Below are 15,999 nucleotides of genomic sequence, written 5' to 3'. Positions count from 1 at the left end.
AACCAACGGACGCACCAAAACCACAGAACACTCGGATTGCAAGATCTGCAACGCGGGGGTTCACCCACTGGGAGGAAACAAATGAAACACATCAACAAAATGTTGGGGGCGAGCGTTCTGGCGCTTGCTCTCACCGTCACTGGCTGTAGCGCTGGCGGCGGCGGAAATACACAGAACACTGTTGACAGCAGCAAGGGTGCGGCAGATTCTGCAAAACTTCCCACCATTTCGTGGGAAGTTGCAGACTACGCTTCAGTCAAAGCCGGTGGAACTCTGACCTTGGCTGTGGATCAGCTGCCGGACAACTGGAACGCCCTGCAGGCAGACGGTGCAAATGAGGCAGGTACCTCCGTGCTTGACCCCACAAGCGGAGGTCCCGTTCGGATCACTGCTGACGGCTCTTGGGAGGTCAACCCTGATTACGCCACGGAGGTCAAGCTCATCAGTGATGACCCCGAGGTTGTCGAAATCAAGCTGAACCCCAAGGCCGTCTGGGAAGATGGCACCCCCATGAGCTACAAGGACTTTGATGCAACCGTCAAGGCCAACAATGGCTCCAACGCTGCGTTCCAGAATGCTGCAGATAACGTCTTCAAGGACATTGAATCTGTAACCCGCGAGGATTCGGATCAGAACTTCAAGATCACCTTCAAGAACAAGAATGCAGACTGGATGTCCATCTTGGGCAACAAGGGATCGGTTCTGCCGGCATCCGTTGCTTCCACGCCCGAGGCTTTTAATACCGGTTATGCAACAAAGCCCATGCCTTCCAATGGTCCGTACGTTGTGTCCAAGATTGACACCACTGCCCAAGTTGTAACGCTGGTACCGAACCCCAAGTGGTGGGGTCAGAAGCCCAAGCTGGACAAGATCATCATGAAGGTTGTGGCCCGTGACTCGCTAGCTCAGGCTTACGCCAACAAGGAAATCGACGCGATCATCGTTGGCACCAGCAAGGACAACTATGACACCGCCAAGAAGCGTGAAGACGGTGTAATGCAGCAGTCCGGCGGTGTGACGTGGAGCCACATTACGTTGAATGCTTCCAAGGGCCCGTTGGCCGATGTGAAGGTTCGCCAGGCCGTTGCGCATGCCATTGACCGTGACACCATCGCAGCTAGCCGATTGAGCCCCATTGGTGCTCCCATAACGAATCAGAACAACTACATCTTCATGCCCGGTCAGAAGGGTTATGAGGACAATGGAACGGCCGCCATTGGTTATGACGTTGCAAAGTCGGAGGCCTTGTTCAAAGACGCTGGATATGCCAAAGGCAGCGACGGAACTCTGGCCAAGGGCGGCACAGCGCTGACCCTTACTTACACGCTTCCGGCCAACAACCCCGTGTCAGAGCAGATCTTCAAGCAGGTCCAGGCCAATCTGAAGGTTGTTGGAGTGACTCTGAAGAACAATTCGGTTCCGTCCGATAAGTACTTCTCTGACTACGTCACACCGAAGAATTTCGAATTGACTGGTTTCTCATGGGTTGGCACGCCTTACCCGATCTCTTCAACCGAATCGATCTTCTACCCGGTTGCTTCCGAGCAGAACTTCACCGGAATCACCGAGGAAAAGCTGGGGGATCTGTGGGCCAAGGCCAATGCTGAGCTCGATCCTGAAAAGCGCATTGCGCTGGCCAACGAGATCGACAAGGCCATCTTTGCCTACGTCCCCGTCATCCCGTTGACTCCGGTCCCGAAGACCTATGGCGTCAAGAAGGGCCTGGTCAACTACGGAGCCGCGCAGTTCCAGGACTTTGACTGGACCACGGTGGGCTTCAAGTCCTAAGTAGCCACCGTTAGTGAGGCCCGGTCCGCTCGTGAAGAGCCGGCCGGGCCTCACTTTTGCGTTCTAGCTCAGGGTGCTGATGACACCCAGAGTCACCAGAAGGACACCCACGACGACGACCGGTACGTTCCAGCGGCTCGTTACCTTACTGGGGTGACCGGGCTGGGAGACAGGGGAAGGCTGGGAGGAGGTCTCGGCGTCGTGCATCATCAGGCTGTGGCTGCGCTCCCAAAGATCCCACTGATTTTGGATGACAGTTTGGGTGTGGGGGAGTGAGGGCAGATTGGCAGGGCCAGTTCTGGCGAAGCGTGGGCCCATCTTGCCGGCGCCCGGTGCGCCCCAGCTGGAGATGCGCCCGGAGGTGGTCTCCAGGGTGACGGTGTGGATCACGCGCAGGGAAATCAGTTCGCTGAACGGGATGGTGTGCTCGCGCAGGATGTTGCGCACCCTCAGACCGTCAGGGCGCACCAACAGGCAGGGGCGCCAGAGGAGAACGTACATGCCCCACGCGACAAACAAGAGCCACGGCAAAAAATGCCAGATGGAGCCGGGAGTGCCGGCCATAATCAGGTTCACGGCGAGGGCTGCACAGATGGCTAGCCCCACGGCGGCGAGCACGCGGGTGGGGGTCGAATAGACGGACACGGTACGCGGGGCGTCGGAGGCTGATTCCATGGTCCTTCTAGAATGCCAGACTTTTATCAAGCCCGTTCCGGCTATCCCCAGAAAGCGTGGCGGGGCGTCCCGGCGCCATGATTCCTAGAGTGAGTCCGGCTCTATTTGAGCTTCCTTGGCCAATTCCTCGGCGTGCTCATTGATCTCTGCAATGTCCGGGCTGATCATCTCGGTGTAAACCTCTGCCAGTGGATCCTTGGCAGAGGATTCGTGGGTCAGGTCTTTCTCGTCAAAATCTGGATTTTTGCTCATGCTTTCACCTTAGCCGTGGGGATGCGGCACTGCTAGAGGTCAAGGAAAGCCAGGGCAACGCCCAAGCTCCTGCCGTGCGTTAAAGTAGAGAAGCCCGGCAACCGGCTTATTTTCGCTCGCCCGGGACTCGGATCAGATCTGGCTCGCATTGTTTGCGGACCGGTGATCCGCCCCATCGATCAAGCCTGAATGGAGCCAGTCATGGCCGTCACAACAGCAACGGCCACCCCAACACCGGAGCAACTACAATCCGTGTGGGGCACTCTGAAGTCTCCGCGCAGGTTGAAGACGGAAGTCCTGGGTGGCCTGGTGGTGGGGCTGGCGTTGATTCCCGAAGCGATCGCCTTCTCCGTCATTGCTGGCGTGGACCCGCGGGTTGGACTGTTCGCGGCCTTCACCATGGCGGTGACCATTGCCTTCACGGGTGGTCGGCCAGCCATGGTTTCGGCTGCAACGGGGGCGGTGGCGTTGGTGATCGCTCCGTTGGTGCGGAGCCACGGCGTGGACTATCTGATTGCCTGTGTGATCCTGGCCGGGGTCATCCAGATCGTCTTGGCGCTGGCTGGTGTGGCGAAGCTGATGCGGTTCGTCCCGCGATCGGTCATGGTGGGCTTCGTCAACGCACTGGCTATTCTGGTCTTCATCGCGCAGCTGCCGGAACTCATCGGCGTTCCGTGGCTGGTCTATCCACTGGTGGCCGCGGCCCTCTTGATCATGTTTGTGCTGCCGCGATTCACCCAAGTGGTGCCGGCGCCGTTGGTGGCGATCGTGGTGCTGACAGCGGTGACAGTGCTGACCTCAATGGTGGTGCCGACCGTCGGTGACAAGGGGGATCTGCCCAATTCGCTTCCCACAGCGCTCATCCCCAATGTTCCGTTCACGTTCGAAACATTGCAGGTGATCTTTCCGTTCGCGCTGGCCATGGCGTTCGTGGGCCTGCTGGAATCGCTCATGACAGCCAAATTGGTGGATGACATCACTGACACCCGCTCCAGTAAGACCCGTGAAGCCTGGGGTCAGGGCGTGGCCAACATTGTGACCGGTTTCTTCGGCGGCATGGGCGGGTGTGCCATGATCGGCCAGACCATGATTAACGTGAAAGCCTCAGGCGCCCGCACACGGATTTCTACCTTCTGCGCCGGTGTTTTCTTGCTGCTCTTGGTCGTGGTGCTGGGCGATATTGTCCAGCTGATCCCGATGGCCGCGCTGGTGGCCGTCATGATCTTCGTTTGTTGGGCAACGTTCGATTGGCACAGCATCCGCCCGCGCACTCTCAAAGCACTGCCCAAGAGCGAAACGCTGGTCATGGTGGCCACCGTTATCGCCACGGTTGCCACTAACAATCTGGCCATCGGCGTTGGTACCGGAACGGTGCTGGCCATGGTCCTGTTTGCCCGGCGCGTGGCGCACTTTGTCACCGTGGAGCGAGTGGTGCTCCAAGACGGTGAGTGCGAGGAGAGCGTCACCTATGTGGTCAACGGTGAGTTGTTCTTCGCCTCCTCAAACGATCTGTACACGCAATTCGAGTACGCCGTTGATCCGGAGCACGTGGTCATTGACCTGCGCGCATCCCATCTCTGGGATGCCTCCACCATCGCCACCTTGGACGCCATCACCGATAAATACCGCCGCCACGGCAAGGACGTGGAGATAGTGGGCCTGAACGACGCCAGTGTTGCGATGCACCAGCGCCTCGCCGGGAAACTGGGCGGGAACTAACCCTTCATCAGTGGAAGTTCTGCGGCGCCTGCCTCACCGTGCGCTGGTGGTCACCGTGCGCAAACGGATGATCAAGGTGAATGCAACTACCACGATGGCCCCCACCAAAGCTGCTATAGCCGCAGGCGTTGACAGCAGCTCACCGCTGAAACGAGCCACGGCTACCCAGGCTAGGCCCCAGCCCAATGATGCGGCCGGAGCCAGACGGCCCTTGCCATAAATCGCCAGAGCAACTCCAACGGCAGCAGCGACTGCCAGAACAAAGACTGCCCAGGCGTTGGGATTCAGACCGAAGCCGTTGAAGCCAGCGGCCACTAAGACGGCGGAAATGTTTGCTGCTGTTGCCACACAGACCCAGCCCAAGTACAAGCCCATGGTGCCATCTGTGATGATGGCGTCCACGGTGTTGGTTGGCCGGTGGCGAAGGATCAGCACAAAAATGTAGGCAAGTACGGCTAGCAAGACGGCAATGATCGGCACGCTCAACGGCAGCAGATCGAATTGAACGCTGAGGATCCATGCGGCGTTCAATAGTAGTGATGCTGCCACGGGGTAGCCCAACAAGCGGTGCCTGTGCTCGGTTTTCTGTTTGGGCAAAAACTGCCACACAGCGTAGGTCACCAGTCCCAAGTAGATAACGCTCCAAATGGAGAATGCCGGACCGCCCGGTGCAATGAGCGTTGAATCCGCTGAAAGCGCCCCGTTGGAGGCGTTCTGAATTTGGGTGCCCCCGGCCGCGCCAGAGCCAATGAATGAGCCGATGATAGCTGCCAGGGCGCTTGCGGCAACAACTATCTGGCGCAGGGTGTCGTTCTTTGCTGGTGTCTGGTCCATCTTTCCACCCTAGCGTCCGGGCGGGCTCTGCGTCATGGAGTTGAAACTTTCCAGCACTTAACCGTCCGTTTGCATAGGAATGTGGACTAGTCCGCTGGCCAGATAAATGAGGGCCTACTCTGCCGCTCCGGGCACAAAGAATGTGCTCGAGGTAAGCCGCGAACCGTCCAGCACCACCACCCATTCGTACGTGGCACTCGGTGGCAGCGGCAGCCCGCCGGGGAAGTTCAGCACAATATTTGAGGTCCCAGGGAACCCCATGGGCGGTTGTTGGATCTCAGGGTTGGCAGGATGGCGAAAATCCACGTCTTGTTGGAACATTATGGTGTTCTCGCCCTCGGGCCCGCCAAGGGTGACAGGCTGCCCATCGGCGTCCACCAGCAGTACCTCCACCGCGGCCGAGGTCTCCTCAAACGAGGGAATGGTGACGGTAATATTCACGTACACGGCAAACGGCGCTGTCAGCCCGGTTTTCGGATCTGAACCGAGGAACTGGATCCCGCCGCCAATAATATTGACCTTGCCCGCGGCGTCCACATTCACAAAGTCGGCGATCAACACCGTGCCGCTGCCACTGCTTGAACTCATTGTCATGCGAAATTCTCCATAGCGCTCAGGGCCGGCTGGTTCCTTAACCATAGGTCCTTACGTGCGGTGACCTCGTTTCCCGCGGCGTCTGTGAACTATGCCTGTGAAGTTCGACGCCGGACGCTCACCTTGGGTGCTTAGCTCACCTGCTCCTCGGGCGTCGGAATATCTAAGAAGCTCTCAAGTGATGTGCAGTATCCGGGTTCCCTGAGCTTCTTCATGGTTAGTGATTCAATCTGACGGATGCGCTCACGAGTCACGCCGTAGACCTGCCCGATTGCGTCAAGGGTCTTGGGTTCCCCGTCGCCGAGGCCATATCGCATGGATAGAACTCCAGCCTCGCGCGCACTGAGGGTATCGAGGACGTTATGCAAGGCGGCCAGCATGTCGGTGCGCTCGGCGTATTCGTGAGCGGTTGCCTCTAGCGGGTCGTACATTTGCTCTGACAGTGGTTCGGATCCGCCATGACCGTCGGGAACAAGCATGTCTAAGGAGAACACTGGGGCCGCGTACTTCATGATCTTGCGAACATCTGCAGGGGTTGAATCCAGTTGGTGAGCCAATTCTTCTGGAGTTGCAGGCCTTCCCAACTCCACCGAAAGGTGGCGTCGCACGGAAAGAAGCTTGTTAATCTGTTCCGTCATATGAACTGGAACACGGATGGTGCGTCCAAAATCTGCAATAGCGCGGGTAATTGCTTGACGGATCCACCAGGTTGCGTAGGTCGAGAACTTGTTGCCCAAGGTGTAATCGAACTTATGGACGGCGCGCAGCAGGCCCAGATTTCCCTCTTGGATGATGTCAATAAAATCGAGGCCCCGATCCAGATACTTCTTCGCAATGGAGACAACGAGCCGCAGATTTGCGTTCATCATCGTTTCAAGGGCACTGGCACCAAGCCGGGCCAGCTTTTCCAAGTCATGGCGTTCGCGGCGGGAGCCCAACACGCAGTTTTCTAATTTGTAGGTAGCCATCAAACCAGCCTCGATAGTTTGGCCTAGGTCCACCTCGGCAGCTGCGTCAAGAAGAGGAAACTTTCCAATCCGTTTGAGATAGTCGGCCACAATATCGTCCGTCAGGCCTGTAATGTGGGCCAACAACTCGGCCGGCTCATCATCGTCGTCCTCCGGCAGCTCAAACAGGGGAGCAGCCGGTTCCGGAACCACAGCGTCTGGTTCCAGTTGCGGCGATGGAGTGGAATTCTCATCACCGGATGTTGCCTGACCTTCACCGCCAGCCGATGGGGCATCAGCCGAGACTTCAATTTCCGGATACCTCAGGAAATCTTCGATCTCCTGCAGATCGGTGACGATTTCAAAGAACTCATAGCGACGCGCAAAGGGAAGTACGCGGCCCAGGAATTCTTCCCCCTGCACATCAGGGTCTTCCACTGTATTGATCGCAAACAGCACCACGAGTCGACCAACACGCCCGTCCTTCTTTTTACGGATCACACGGCCCAGCCGCTGCACCATCTGGCGCTGGCTGCGATTGGCGGCCACGATGATGCCCAAATCTGCCTCGGGCACGTCTACGCCTTCATCGAGAATGCGTGGTGCAGCCAATACTTGGGCATCGCGATTGCTGAAATCAACGAGTCCCTGCTTGCGCTCCTCGGGCCGCATGCCGCTGTAGATTGCTGTGGCGGAACATCCCACCGTGCGGTAAATGTCCTGGGCGCTACGAGCTGAGGCTTGGGTCTGGGTGAAAACCAGTGTTCCTCCGGACTCTGCAACAGGCTGATGCAGAGCGGCCAGCACCAACCCCTTGGTCTTGGTTTCGGCCAATAGCGACAAGCGTGCGGACATAGCCTTCATGTATTTGCGGGCCAGACCAGCCTCGGCTGTGAGCCCTGCGGAAGCTGCCAGTGCAGCGACTGCGGCAATGAACGCGGGAAATGGAAGTGGTGGCACATTGGCGTACTGCTTCAGATAACGGGCGGCCTCGGACATGCTGTCGGAGAACTCGTCGTAATTGGCCCGCTCAGCTGGTGTGAGCTCAACACCGATCAGAGCGATGTCGAACGGGGCAATAACCTCGTCACGCAACGCCCTGTCATACCAAAGGTTGAAGACCACTCCGCCAAAGTAGGGAGACAACATTTCGTGATGGCCGCCGTCGTTCCTCTCATACGTGGCAGTCAATCCCAAACGCCAGTTGTATCCCTGCCCCAGAGCCGCGGCGAAGAGGGGAGCAGCGTAGCGGTGGCACTCGTCGGCGATCAGTAGCCCGGCTTTGTGCGCACGCAGTGTCTGGTGCGTAGCTGCCGAGTGCACGATGGCGATGAGGACATCCACATCGTCCAGAGAATCCTTGCCACCGTTGCCCAGTAGTCCCGTGGATGCGGAGGGAAAATCGCGCTTGAGGGTAGCGAGCCATTGACGCTGGAGCTCTGCGGTGGGGACCAGAATGAGTACTTTGATGCCCTGCCGGACAGCCTCATGAGCAGCCGCAACACCGAGGCGTGTCTTGCCGGAACCGGTGACAGCCTCAATGACGCCACGGCGAGCATTGTTATGCCAGGCGTCGAGCGCCTCCTGCTGCCAGGGGTAGAGGAAACCGTAATCGGCTGCGGCAGGTATGCTCCGTAGGATGGGCGGCAAGGTGTCATGACGGACCTCGTCGGCACTTGCCAATGGTGTGTCCACTACCTGTGTCATGATGACTCCTTTTCCTACGCGATCCACCGGAACATGATGGTGGTCTCAGGCTAGGAGGAGGGTCTGACATTTAAGAGTTACAAAACTTTTGTAACTCTTGATTTGACAAACCGAGAGTTACAAAAGTTTCGAGAACGCGTTTGACGGGCCAGATTCTTCCGGTGAGAATCAACAGACATCCTGCAACTTTGCATGGATGGCCTGCCGAGAATGGACATGCTATGTGGACTATGGACGCAACTTGGGGAAGCCTACGGGCGACGCGGCGACAATTCGCAGAGACCGGAGGTTGGACGAGCTCGACAGACCATTTGGCGCACCCGGGGGCCTTGGATTCATCCATGGAGCACCTCGATGATGAACCGTACTTTTCCTATGACGCGCGCCAGCACTACGTGCCAAGCGAGGTGAAGCACTACTTAACCGGTGCCAACGGTCGTGCCATTCGCCTCACTAAAACGGACGAATCTGCTGGTACCAGCCTGTATCGCCGCGACGGTGAATGGGTTCCCAACGACCACCTAGATGTTCCTGCTGACGCCGGCACTGCTCACGTCACGGAAAATGCGGTTGAAGTGTGGGAAAGTTTCAAGGGGAAAGCGTCTGTGCGGGCTTTTTCCAATACCAATCTGGATATCCCGGCAAAAAACTGAGGCACCGCCTAAGCCCCGCGCAAAAACCCTACGCCGCCAGGGCCAGCGAGCCTTGGCCAGCCAGCCCCAGAACCGACTCCTGAATACTGCACAGCAACACGTTCCGTTGGCTGGAAGTCAGCTCCGCTTCCTTTGCGCGGCGGGCCAGAACAGCGAGCCGGTCAGCAGTGTTGTTGAGGTCGTTACTCCCGTGTCCCTTGACCCACTGGAACGCCACCAGTGACTTCTGCGTCAGAGCACGGATGCCGGCTACTTCTGCTCGGCACGCAGCGTTGAGGCCGGAGGGAAGAGAGGACGGGTTGGCGAGAACGTTGACCGCTGTCTGATTATCGGAGAGAACAGTGACGGCGCAGCGGCCGTCCAAGGTCCCAGAGAACCGGGAACGCGCGGCCAACAGTCCTAAGTGAATGGAGTGCAGCTCGGCCGCCAGGATGTTTCCATGTTGACTGGCCCGCAGCCCCAAGATGAGAGGGCTGCCCAAGCCGAAGTCCATGACCCAGCCATGGCCTCGCCACGAGCTGCGGGATCCCTTGGACGCATCAGTGGCGATGACTAGATTGGTGAGCAGAGATTCGAGGTGTTCGGGAACCGCGTTCTCAATGGCCGCAGTAGCTGCCCCGGGCGCGTACAGAGGGCTGACAGTGACACCAGCCGCTTCTAGAAGACCGGCAAGAGTGTCCGCATAGACGGGTACCTCAACAGTTGATTGGAGCGACTTGATGGCAGCCAGAATTTCTGCCAGCTGACCGCCACAATGGTCTTTGATCCTCGGCACCAACGTGGAACCGATATGCATGTCCACAACGTCCGGTCCCTGAGTCCGCGTAACAACCCAGACGCACCGGCCCCCACGGAACTTCACCGCGGCAGTGATGCCGTGCCGGGCCCCAACTTCCACGAAGGCTGGCCGCAGGCGAAGGAGCCCAGGCCCGGGCAGCGGTAGCTTTCGGCTGGGTGTCGCGACCGTTGCTGATGCGCTGCTGCTGTCCATGGTGGCACTCCCCGAATCGTCGATGTGGCTATTGAATGCGAGCCTAGGGCCAGGCTCTGACATTGTGAGCAGACGGGGTGGCGACCATGCAGAGCGTTAGGGGAATGTCGCCCTTCGGGGTCGTAACAATCTTGCGATGTCGGACCCCTATGGTTCATTGAGATCATGAAGCTACCTAAGATCCTAGATTCCGCCCATGTCGAGCAGGCCGCAGCGCTGGTCAATGAGTACTACACCAAGACCTACAAGCGTGGCGAAGTGCAGACTGGTGCCCGCTTCGAATCATGGATGGGTGGCGGTGATGCATCTGAGGTGGTCAACACCATCACAGCCGATGACCTGATTGCCGTCACGTTCTTGTCCGTTGACGTCCCCGCACCGGCAGCCATTGGAATTCTGGAAACCCACAAGGACAAGATTTCTGAGTTGCTAGAACAGATCCCGTCTGACCTTGACCTTGCCAAGGTATCGGCCGAGGACTTCGCCTCAACGTTGGGCACCGATAGTGCGGCCGTCCAGCTCTGGCGGCTCCTGCGTCAATCTGATGCGGAGTGGTGGGGCATTGGCCAGACCAGAGCGAGCAAGATCATGGCCCGAAAGCGCCCTCGGCTGATTCCGATTTATGATTCCGTGGTGGGCCCGTTGATGGGTCTGAAGAATTCAAACAAGCAGTGGAGCACGTGGCACGAGCTACTGACTGACGGTTCAGGACTGCCCGAGCGGCTAAAGGAAATACAGGAGAAATCGGCAGTTGCTCCTGACGCGTCGGCTTTGCGCATCATGGACGTGGTGCTCTGGAAGCACGGCAAGAATCTGGCCACGTCGAAGTCTGGCGCCGGCCACCGGGACTAATGCGCAGGCCTCACCGAATCGGTGAGGCCTGCGCATTGTGTGGACGTTGTGGTCACCGGGTGCTGAGGGTTCCCAGCGTACTTGCCATGAGGGAGTCCATGTTTAAGAGGGCTCCTCTGACACGGCGTTGTGTGGTTACGGGGCTTAGCTTGTGTGGCGCTGGGTCGGGGCAAGAACCTTGATGACAGCGGAGTCATCCTCTGCAGCCAATCCCTGTGCCTGGCCCAAGAGGAAGAGCTGTTCTGCGGCTGCGGCCACGGGTGCGGCCAGTCCGGCTGCGCGGGCTGCCTTGCCCACGATCCCCAGGTCCTTGACGAAGATGTCCAGCCGGCTGAGCACCTCGGCGCCATCTTCGGTGTAGGCCTCCAGGATGCGAGGTCCACGGTTGGAGAGCATGAAGGAACCGGCGGCTCCGGCTTCGAGGGCGGCCAGAGTTTTCGCCTGGTCAAGACCCAGGGCATCAGCCAGAGCCAGAGCCTCGGCGGCTGCAGCAATGTGCACACCACAAAGCAGCTGGTTGACGGTCTTGAGCGCCTGACCGTCGCCGGGGTTATCGCCCACAATGGACAGGGTGGAAGCGAGCAGTTCAAGCACCGGGGCAGCCTGACGCTGGGCTGCCGGCGTAGCGCCAACCACAATCAGCAGATCGCCCTCACCTGCACGGACAGGGCCGCCGGACAGCGGTGCGTCAACAAGTTCCACACCGAAATCGGCCAGCCGTGCCACAGTAGCCGGAATAGCCTCGGTGCCCACGGTGCTGGTGAGGATGACCACTGAGCCCTTGGACAGGACGGCGGCTACGCCGTTGACGCCGAACAGGACCTCATCGAGCTGTTCGCTGTTACGAACGGCCAGTAGGAGGGCGTCGGCCCCACGTGCTGCTGCTTGCGCGGAATCAAAGGTGTTGATGCCAGCCTCTTTGGCCAGTTTCAGGCGAGGCTCGGCGATATCAAAGCCATTGACGGTGAGTTTGGATGCCAGGCGGGTAGCCATGGGCAGCCCCATTGCACCCAGCCCCAATACTGCGACGGTGTAATCGTTGTTCATGGTGGTCTCCTTGAAAATTTCTTCGTTTAGAACGTTGTGCTGAGCTTGCGGGTGACGTCGGCCAGGGATTGATCGTCGCCAACGTTGCCGGCGAAGACAATGTAGGGAATGCCAGCGGCCGGGCCGTCCACGGGTTCCCAGAGTGAAACGATGCCCGGGAGCATGGGCCCGCGAACAATGGCGTGGCGAATTTCCAGCCCGTGCGCAGCCACATCCGAAGACGTGATGCCACCCTTGGCGATAACGAAGCGTGGGGGAGTGGCCTTGAGCGTTTGGTTGACCACATCGACGACGGCGGCCGAGACTGTGCGGGCAATCAACAGGCTCGCTGCGGCGTCGTCAGATTTGATCAGCAGGCGGCTGGTATGGACAATCACGTCACCCGTTGCCAGCGCTTGGGTAATGTCGGCGACGACGTCGGACACGTGGGTGGCGCCGTCGTCGGCCAGTAGCTTTTGAACATCGATCTCAACGATCCGGGCCGAGCGGTGTGCATCGGTCAGGGCTTTAAGTTGGCGGGTGGTGACGCCCACGTGGGAACCCACCACTATCAGCCCGCCGCGAGCCGAACCTGCCGGAACGGTGCGGTCGGCGTGGAAGATTTCTTCCGGTGCCAGTGGCGCGTGGATTTCCTGACCAATGCGGGCGCGGACAAACGGCGGCCCAACGCGGTAGATGAAGGACTTTCCGCGGCGCTCGGATTCTTCCAGACCCAGCGCGAGGACGCGCAGGTCATTTTCTGTGACGGCGTCAACCACAATCGGGGTGGAGGCGGTGGCTGCCTCGAGAGCGTCGGCGATGGCCGTGGCTCCGGCAACGGGGGTGCCGCGGCGAATCAGGGGCAGGTCCAGGGTGATGACCCGGGAGGCAGGGATGCGGCCCTGGGATTTCTCTTCCACGTAGTCCGCAAGGGAGGAGTGCGTGAAGCCGAAGCTGGCATCGTTGGCGAACTCGGTCTCGGCTACCGGGATGAGCGTGCCGTTCCCGCCGCGGGTGTAATGAATGCTGCCAATGGTGATGCGGCCGGCGTCGGGAAAGGCCGGGACAATAACAACACCGTCAATGGTTCCAGCATTCTGGGAGGCAATGGTTGTGGCAATGGTGTCCGGCTCGAGGGGGAAGTGTCCGCGGAGTGTGGAATCGCTGCGGCTGACAAAGCCCACAGAAATGCCTGCGTTCCGGGCGGAAGTCAGGGCGTTGAGAACAATCTCCTCGTTCCGGGTCGCAGCCTCGGCGGGATCCAAGCTGCGGGTGTTGGTGAGAACGTACACAGCCTTGGCCAGAACTCCGTCAATCCGGTGGCCGAAGACCCAATCGAAGTCTGCAACGTCCCACTGTGTGAGAACTGGCAGGTTGGCAACCGACTGAGTTCCGGTGGGGTCGTCGTCGAGCACAATGAGCACTCGGTTTGCGGCGGCAACCTTGGCAGAAACCAGAGCCGCCGGTACGGAGACCTCGGCCGGGTAAGCAGCCAGGAGTTCGGATTCAAGGATCATTTCTTCACACCTCTTTGTGGGGAATACTTTTGTAAGATGTCTGACATCTAACATTTGAATGCTAGTGTGGCACACGACACGTCAAGCTTGCAAGCCACTACCGGAAGGCCCGGCAAGAAGGCCCTAAACTGTAGTTTCATTCGTGTGGGGAAAGGGAATCATGGCACGCAAGTCATTGACCGATGTGGTGGCTGATGATCTGCTGGACCGAATCGTCGCCGGTGAGTTCGCGCCGAACTCGTTAGTCCCGGGTGAACTGGAGCTGAGCTCCCAACATGAAGTGAGCCGGATGACGGTTCGCGAAGCCATGAAGACCCTTGTCGCGCAGCGCATTCTCAGGGTGGAGCGGGGGCGCGGAACATTCGTCAACCCCCTCGCCAGCTGGGGTTCCCTCAACGCCGTGCTCCGGGCCGTCTCGGAGGGTGAGGATCACGCCGTCGTGGCTGTCCAGCTGATTGAGCTGCGGCGCATGCTGGAAACCGGCGCCTGTGAACTGGCAGCGTCGCGCATCACCGATGAAGACCTCGAAGATATGGGCCAGCAGCTCAGCAAGATGAAGGCTGCCCATGAGGCGTCTGATGTGCCGGCGTTCGTGGCATCCGACCTCGCATTCCACGACATCATTTTGCAGGCGTCCGGCAATATTTTCGTGTCGGTGCTCTTTGACCCCCTGCACCGCATTTTGGAGAGCCGTCGCGCCGAAACGTCACAGGTTCCGCAGATCCAGAGCAACGCCATCGCCATGCACGGGGCCATTTTGACGGCGCTCAGCAAGCGAAAGCCGGAGTTGGCCCGGGTCGCCATGGACAACCACATGGCCCAAACGCTCGATGACCTGAAGAGCTACGTGCTGCGCTCGCAGTAAGGGCTCCACCACAATAAAGGACGACGGCGGCCGGCTCGCCTACCGCTGTTGGCGGCGATGGCTGCCGCCTATTGCGGACTGCGTTCATGCCTGGCAAGGATTCCCTGCCAGGCATGAACGCAGCTAACTCAACCCTTGTTGGCGCACTGCTTGCAGCGGGGGTACCCGCCCGTGCCGGGCAGTCGATTCCGGCTCGGAATCTGCTGGCCCGTTGGGCAGTCGATGTGGACGTGGTGAACGTCAGGATCCGACTGGTTGGACGAGTGATAGGCACTAACCTTCATAACGCACTCCCTTGTGTGAAATTCAGCTTCACCGTGAAACCAATTTCAGCCTACCGAGTGGGTCTGACATTTAAGGAGTGTGGCATGGTCCCCGCCCCTATCTGAGGGTGGTGATGGCTACAGTGATGACCGTGGCCAGGCGCTGGACGCCCGTCACAATCTTCTTGGCCGGGACGGCGCCGTACGCGAGGCGGAGTTCATGGTACCGCTCGGAGCTGGGCAGGAAGGGGGCGCCATGAAAGAACGACACATTCTCATCCAGTGCCATCAGCGTCACGGTCACCAGCTGAGGAGTTAGCGCTAGCCTCGGTGACCTGGTCATGGCCGACGACAACGGGGTTCTTGCTCTCAGCGTTGCGGCTGCCGCGGCAATCGTGGACAAGGCGTTCGCCCCGCCAAAAGGCGAGGGGAGCGCCGTCGTCCATTCATTTTACTTGAAGCATCAACTAATATTGAGGTATGCTTGCTGTATGACCACTTCAGCAGAGCTTCCCCCGGTACTTTTTCTCTCACACGGCGCGCCGCCACTTGCCGACGACGCCACCTGGACTGCCGAGTTGGCAGCATGGTCGGGGACGATGGAAAAACCCAAGGACATCTTGATGATCTCCGCGCATTGGGAGAATGCGCCAGTCACGCTGAGTGCCTCACGCAACAAGCAGGAACTTGTCTACGATTTTTGGGGCTTCCCGCAGCGTTACTACGACGTGCGCTACGATGCGCCAATGGCGCCCGATCTTGCCGACGAGGTGGCCCGCCTGGCTGGCACCCACGGCCACCACGTGGAGCGTGACGAGTCTCGCGGTCTCGATCATGGTGCCTATGTTCCTCTGAAGGAAATGTTTCCAGATGCCGATATCCCGGTGGTGCAGATGTCGATGCCCACCTTGGATCCGCAGGGCCTGTTTGTGCTGGGACAGTCGTTGGCGCCGCTGCGTGAGCGTGGCACCATGATCGTTGGATCCGGATTTACCACGCATAATTTGGCGTGGTTCAACCCTGCGGCCGGGCCGGACACCGCACCTCCTGCTGCGTCGAGCGAATTCGACCACTGGGCCGAAGAGGCCATGGCCCGCGGTGATGTGGATTCAATTCTGGACTTCCTGCACAAGGCCCCGGCCGCCCGCGAAGCTCACCCGCGCTCGGAACACTGGGCGCCGCTCTATGTGGCGCTTGGCGCGGCTTACGAATCCGGCGGCATTGAGGCAAAGACCGCCATTGACGGTTTCTGGTTCGGGCTCTCCAAACGCTCGTGGTCGCTCACGTAAACCTGCTGTGTGGCCACAGCCCGGAGT

At 59.3% G+C, this 15,999-nt stretch carries 15 protein-coding genes; 6 read left to right on the top strand and 9 right to left on the bottom strand.

Translation table 11 applies throughout. The features are described 5' to 3' along the window. The first annotated feature begins 81 nt into the window (after positions 1 to 81). On the top strand, positions 82 to 1,788 hold the full coding sequence (locus tag AS189_RS17465; RefSeq protein ID WP_062291801.1) for an ABC transporter family substrate-binding protein: 1,707 nt from the start codon (positions 82 to 84) through the stop codon (positions 1,786 to 1,788). Between the two features lie 63 nt (positions 1,789 to 1,851). On the opposite strand, the gene AS189_RS17460 is transcribed toward AS189_RS17465, so the two are convergent. Both AS189_RS17460 and AS189_RS20315 read right to left on the bottom strand, forming a co-directional pair. Further along, positions 1,852 to 2,463: a PH domain-containing protein gene (locus tag AS189_RS17460; RefSeq protein WP_062291798.1), complete on the bottom strand. Its 612-nt coding sequence runs from the start codon at positions 2,461 to 2,463 to the stop codon at positions 1,852 to 1,854. 84 nt (positions 2,464 to 2,547) lie between these two features. Then, the gene (locus tag AS189_RS20315) at positions 2,548 to 2,715 is read right to left on the bottom strand and encodes a hypothetical protein (RefSeq protein ID WP_160320866.1); all 168 of its coding nucleotides are present in this window, start codon (positions 2,713 to 2,715) and stop codon (positions 2,548 to 2,550) included. 201 nt (positions 2,716 to 2,916) lie between these two features. Between AS189_RS20315 and AS189_RS17455 the strand changes: the two genes are divergently transcribed. After that, on the top strand, positions 2,917 to 4,434 hold the full coding sequence (locus AS189_RS17455) for a SulP family inorganic anion transporter (protein WP_062291793.1): 1,518 nt from the start codon (positions 2,917 to 2,919) through the stop codon (positions 4,432 to 4,434). 33 nt (positions 4,435 to 4,467) lie between these two features. On the opposite strand, the gene AS189_RS17450 is transcribed toward AS189_RS17455, so the two are convergent. The 3 genes from AS189_RS17450 to AS189_RS17440 all read right to left on the bottom strand — a co-directional run bounded on the left by AS189_RS17450 (position 4,468) and on the right by AS189_RS17440 (position 8,516). Further along, positions 4,468 to 5,268, bottom strand: coding sequence for a TspO/MBR family protein (locus tag AS189_RS17450; RefSeq protein ID WP_062291791.1), 801 nt, complete (start codon positions 5,266 to 5,268; stop codon positions 4,468 to 4,470). A 114-nt stretch (positions 5,269 to 5,382) separates the two neighbouring features. Further along, the gene (locus tag AS189_RS17445; protein WP_150116786.1) at positions 5,383 to 5,862 is read right to left on the bottom strand and encodes a DUF6941 family protein; all 480 of its coding nucleotides are present in this window, start codon (positions 5,860 to 5,862) and stop codon (positions 5,383 to 5,385) included. Between the two features lie 131 nt (positions 5,863 to 5,993). After that, the gene (locus tag AS189_RS17440) at positions 5,994 to 8,516 is read right to left on the bottom strand and encodes a sigma-70 family RNA polymerase sigma factor (protein WP_062291783.1); all 2,523 of its coding nucleotides are present in this window, start codon (positions 8,514 to 8,516) and stop codon (positions 5,994 to 5,996) included. 341 nt (positions 8,517 to 8,857) lie between these two features. On the opposite strand from AS189_RS17440, the gene AS189_RS17435 reads away from it, so the two are divergent. Then, entirely contained in the window at positions 8,858 to 9,169 is a 312-nt protein-coding gene (locus AS189_RS17435) for a hypothetical protein (RefSeq protein WP_062291780.1), read from the top strand. A gap of 28 nt (positions 9,170 to 9,197) precedes the next feature. On the opposite strand, the gene AS189_RS17430 is transcribed toward AS189_RS17435, so the two are convergent. Then, a complete protein-coding gene (locus tag AS189_RS17430; protein WP_062291777.1) occupies positions 9,198 to 10,160 on the bottom strand; it encodes an RNase H family protein in 963 nt (320 codons plus the stop codon). A 165-nt stretch (positions 10,161 to 10,325) separates the two neighbouring features. Between AS189_RS17430 and AS189_RS17425 the strand changes: the two genes are divergently transcribed. Beyond that, positions 10,326 to 11,012 carry a DUF6308 family protein gene (locus tag AS189_RS17425; protein ID WP_062291774.1) on the top strand — a complete coding sequence of 229 codons (687 nt, stop codon included), beginning with the start codon at positions 10,326 to 10,328 and terminating at the stop codon, positions 11,010 to 11,012. Positions 11,013 to 11,156: 144 nt separating this feature from the next. Here the strand turns inward: AS189_RS17425 and AS189_RS17420 are convergent, their stop codons facing one another. Further along, positions 11,157 to 12,059, bottom strand: coding sequence for an NAD(P)-dependent oxidoreductase (locus AS189_RS17420; protein ID WP_062291771.1), 903 nt, complete (start codon positions 12,057 to 12,059; stop codon positions 11,157 to 11,159). A 26-nt stretch (positions 12,060 to 12,085) separates the two neighbouring features. Then, positions 12,086 to 13,555 (bottom strand): four-carbon acid sugar kinase family protein, encoded by a 1,470-nt coding sequence (locus tag AS189_RS17415; RefSeq protein ID WP_062291770.1) that lies wholly within the window; start codon positions 13,553 to 13,555, stop codon positions 12,086 to 12,088. 160 nt (positions 13,556 to 13,715) lie between these two features. Here AS189_RS17415 and AS189_RS17410 point away from each other — a divergent pair, with 160 nt between their 5' ends. Beyond that, positions 13,716 to 14,420, top strand: a complete 705-nt coding sequence (locus tag AS189_RS17410; protein WP_062291767.1) for a FadR/GntR family transcriptional regulator — start codon at positions 13,716 to 13,718, stop codon at positions 14,418 to 14,420. Positions 14,421 to 14,801: 381 nt separating this feature from the next. Here the strand turns inward: AS189_RS17410 and AS189_RS20310 are convergent, their stop codons facing one another. Further along, positions 14,802 to 14,981: a hypothetical protein gene (locus tag AS189_RS20310; protein WP_160320865.1), complete on the bottom strand. Its 180-nt coding sequence runs from the start codon at positions 14,979 to 14,981 to the stop codon at positions 14,802 to 14,804. A gap of 193 nt (positions 14,982 to 15,174) precedes the next feature. On the opposite strand from AS189_RS20310, the gene AS189_RS17395 reads away from it, so the two are divergent. After that, positions 15,175 to 15,972 (top strand): dioxygenase, encoded by a 798-nt coding sequence (locus AS189_RS17395; protein ID WP_062291760.1) that lies wholly within the window; start codon positions 15,175 to 15,177, stop codon positions 15,970 to 15,972. Positions 15,973 to 15,999: the final 27 nt, after the last annotated feature.

It is taken from the genome of Arthrobacter alpinus, assembly GCF_001445575.1.
GTDB classification, from domain to species: Bacteria; Actinomycetota; Actinomycetes; order Actinomycetales; family Micrococcaceae; genus Specibacter; species Specibacter alpinus_C.
The sequence above is the reverse complement of the archived record's forward strand: the minus strand, read 5'-3'. Positions and strand labels throughout refer to the sequence as shown.

What these genes read in the sequence shown, in the direction of transcription:
- AS189_RS17435 (WP_062291780.1), top strand. Translation starts at nt 8,858, where the DNA reads ATGGAGCACCTCGATGATGAACCGTACTTTTCCTATGACGCGCGCCAG.
- AS189_RS17465 (WP_062291801.1), top strand. Translation starts at nt 82, where the DNA reads ATGAAACACATCAACAAAATGTTGGGGGCGAGCGTTCTGGCGCTTGCT.
- AS189_RS17420 (WP_062291771.1), bottom strand. Translation starts at nt 12,059, where the DNA reads ATGAACAACGATTACACCGTCGCAGTATTGGGGCTGGGTGCAATGGGG.
- AS189_RS17445 (WP_150116786.1), bottom strand. Translation starts at nt 5,862, where the DNA reads ATGACAATGAGTTCAAGCAGTGGCAGCGGCACGGTGTTGATCGCCGAC.
- AS189_RS17410 (WP_062291767.1), top strand. Translation starts at nt 13,716, where the DNA reads ATGGCACGCAAGTCATTGACCGATGTGGTGGCTGATGATCTGCTGGAC.
- AS189_RS17455 (WP_062291793.1), top strand. Translation starts at nt 2,917, where the DNA reads ATGGCCGTCACAACAGCAACGGCCACCCCAACACCGGAGCAACTACAA.
- AS189_RS17450 (WP_062291791.1), bottom strand. Translation starts at nt 5,268, where the DNA reads ATGGACCAGACACCAGCAAAGAACGACACCCTGCGCCAGATAGTTGTT.
- AS189_RS17440 (WP_062291783.1), bottom strand. Translation starts at nt 8,516, where the DNA reads ATGACACAGGTAGTGGACACACCATTGGCAAGTGCCGACGAGGTCCGT.
- AS189_RS17415 (WP_062291770.1), bottom strand. Translation starts at nt 13,555, where the DNA reads ATGATCCTTGAATCCGAACTCCTGGCTGCTTACCCGGCCGAGGTCTCC.
- AS189_RS17395 (WP_062291760.1), top strand. Translation starts at nt 15,175, where the DNA reads ATGACCACTTCAGCAGAGCTTCCCCCGGTACTTTTTCTCTCACACGGC.
- AS189_RS17430 (WP_062291777.1), bottom strand. Translation starts at nt 10,160, where the DNA reads ATGGACAGCAGCAGCGCATCAGCAACGGTCGCGACACCCAGCCGAAAG.
- AS189_RS17425 (WP_062291774.1), top strand. Translation starts at nt 10,326, where the DNA reads ATGAAGCTACCTAAGATCCTAGATTCCGCCCATGTCGAGCAGGCCGCA.
- AS189_RS20315 (WP_160320866.1), bottom strand. Translation starts at nt 2,715, where the DNA reads ATGAGCAAAAATCCAGATTTTGACGAGAAAGACCTGACCCACGAATCC.
- AS189_RS17460 (WP_062291798.1), bottom strand. Translation starts at nt 2,463, where the DNA reads ATGGAATCAGCCTCCGACGCCCCGCGTACCGTGTCCGTCTATTCGACC.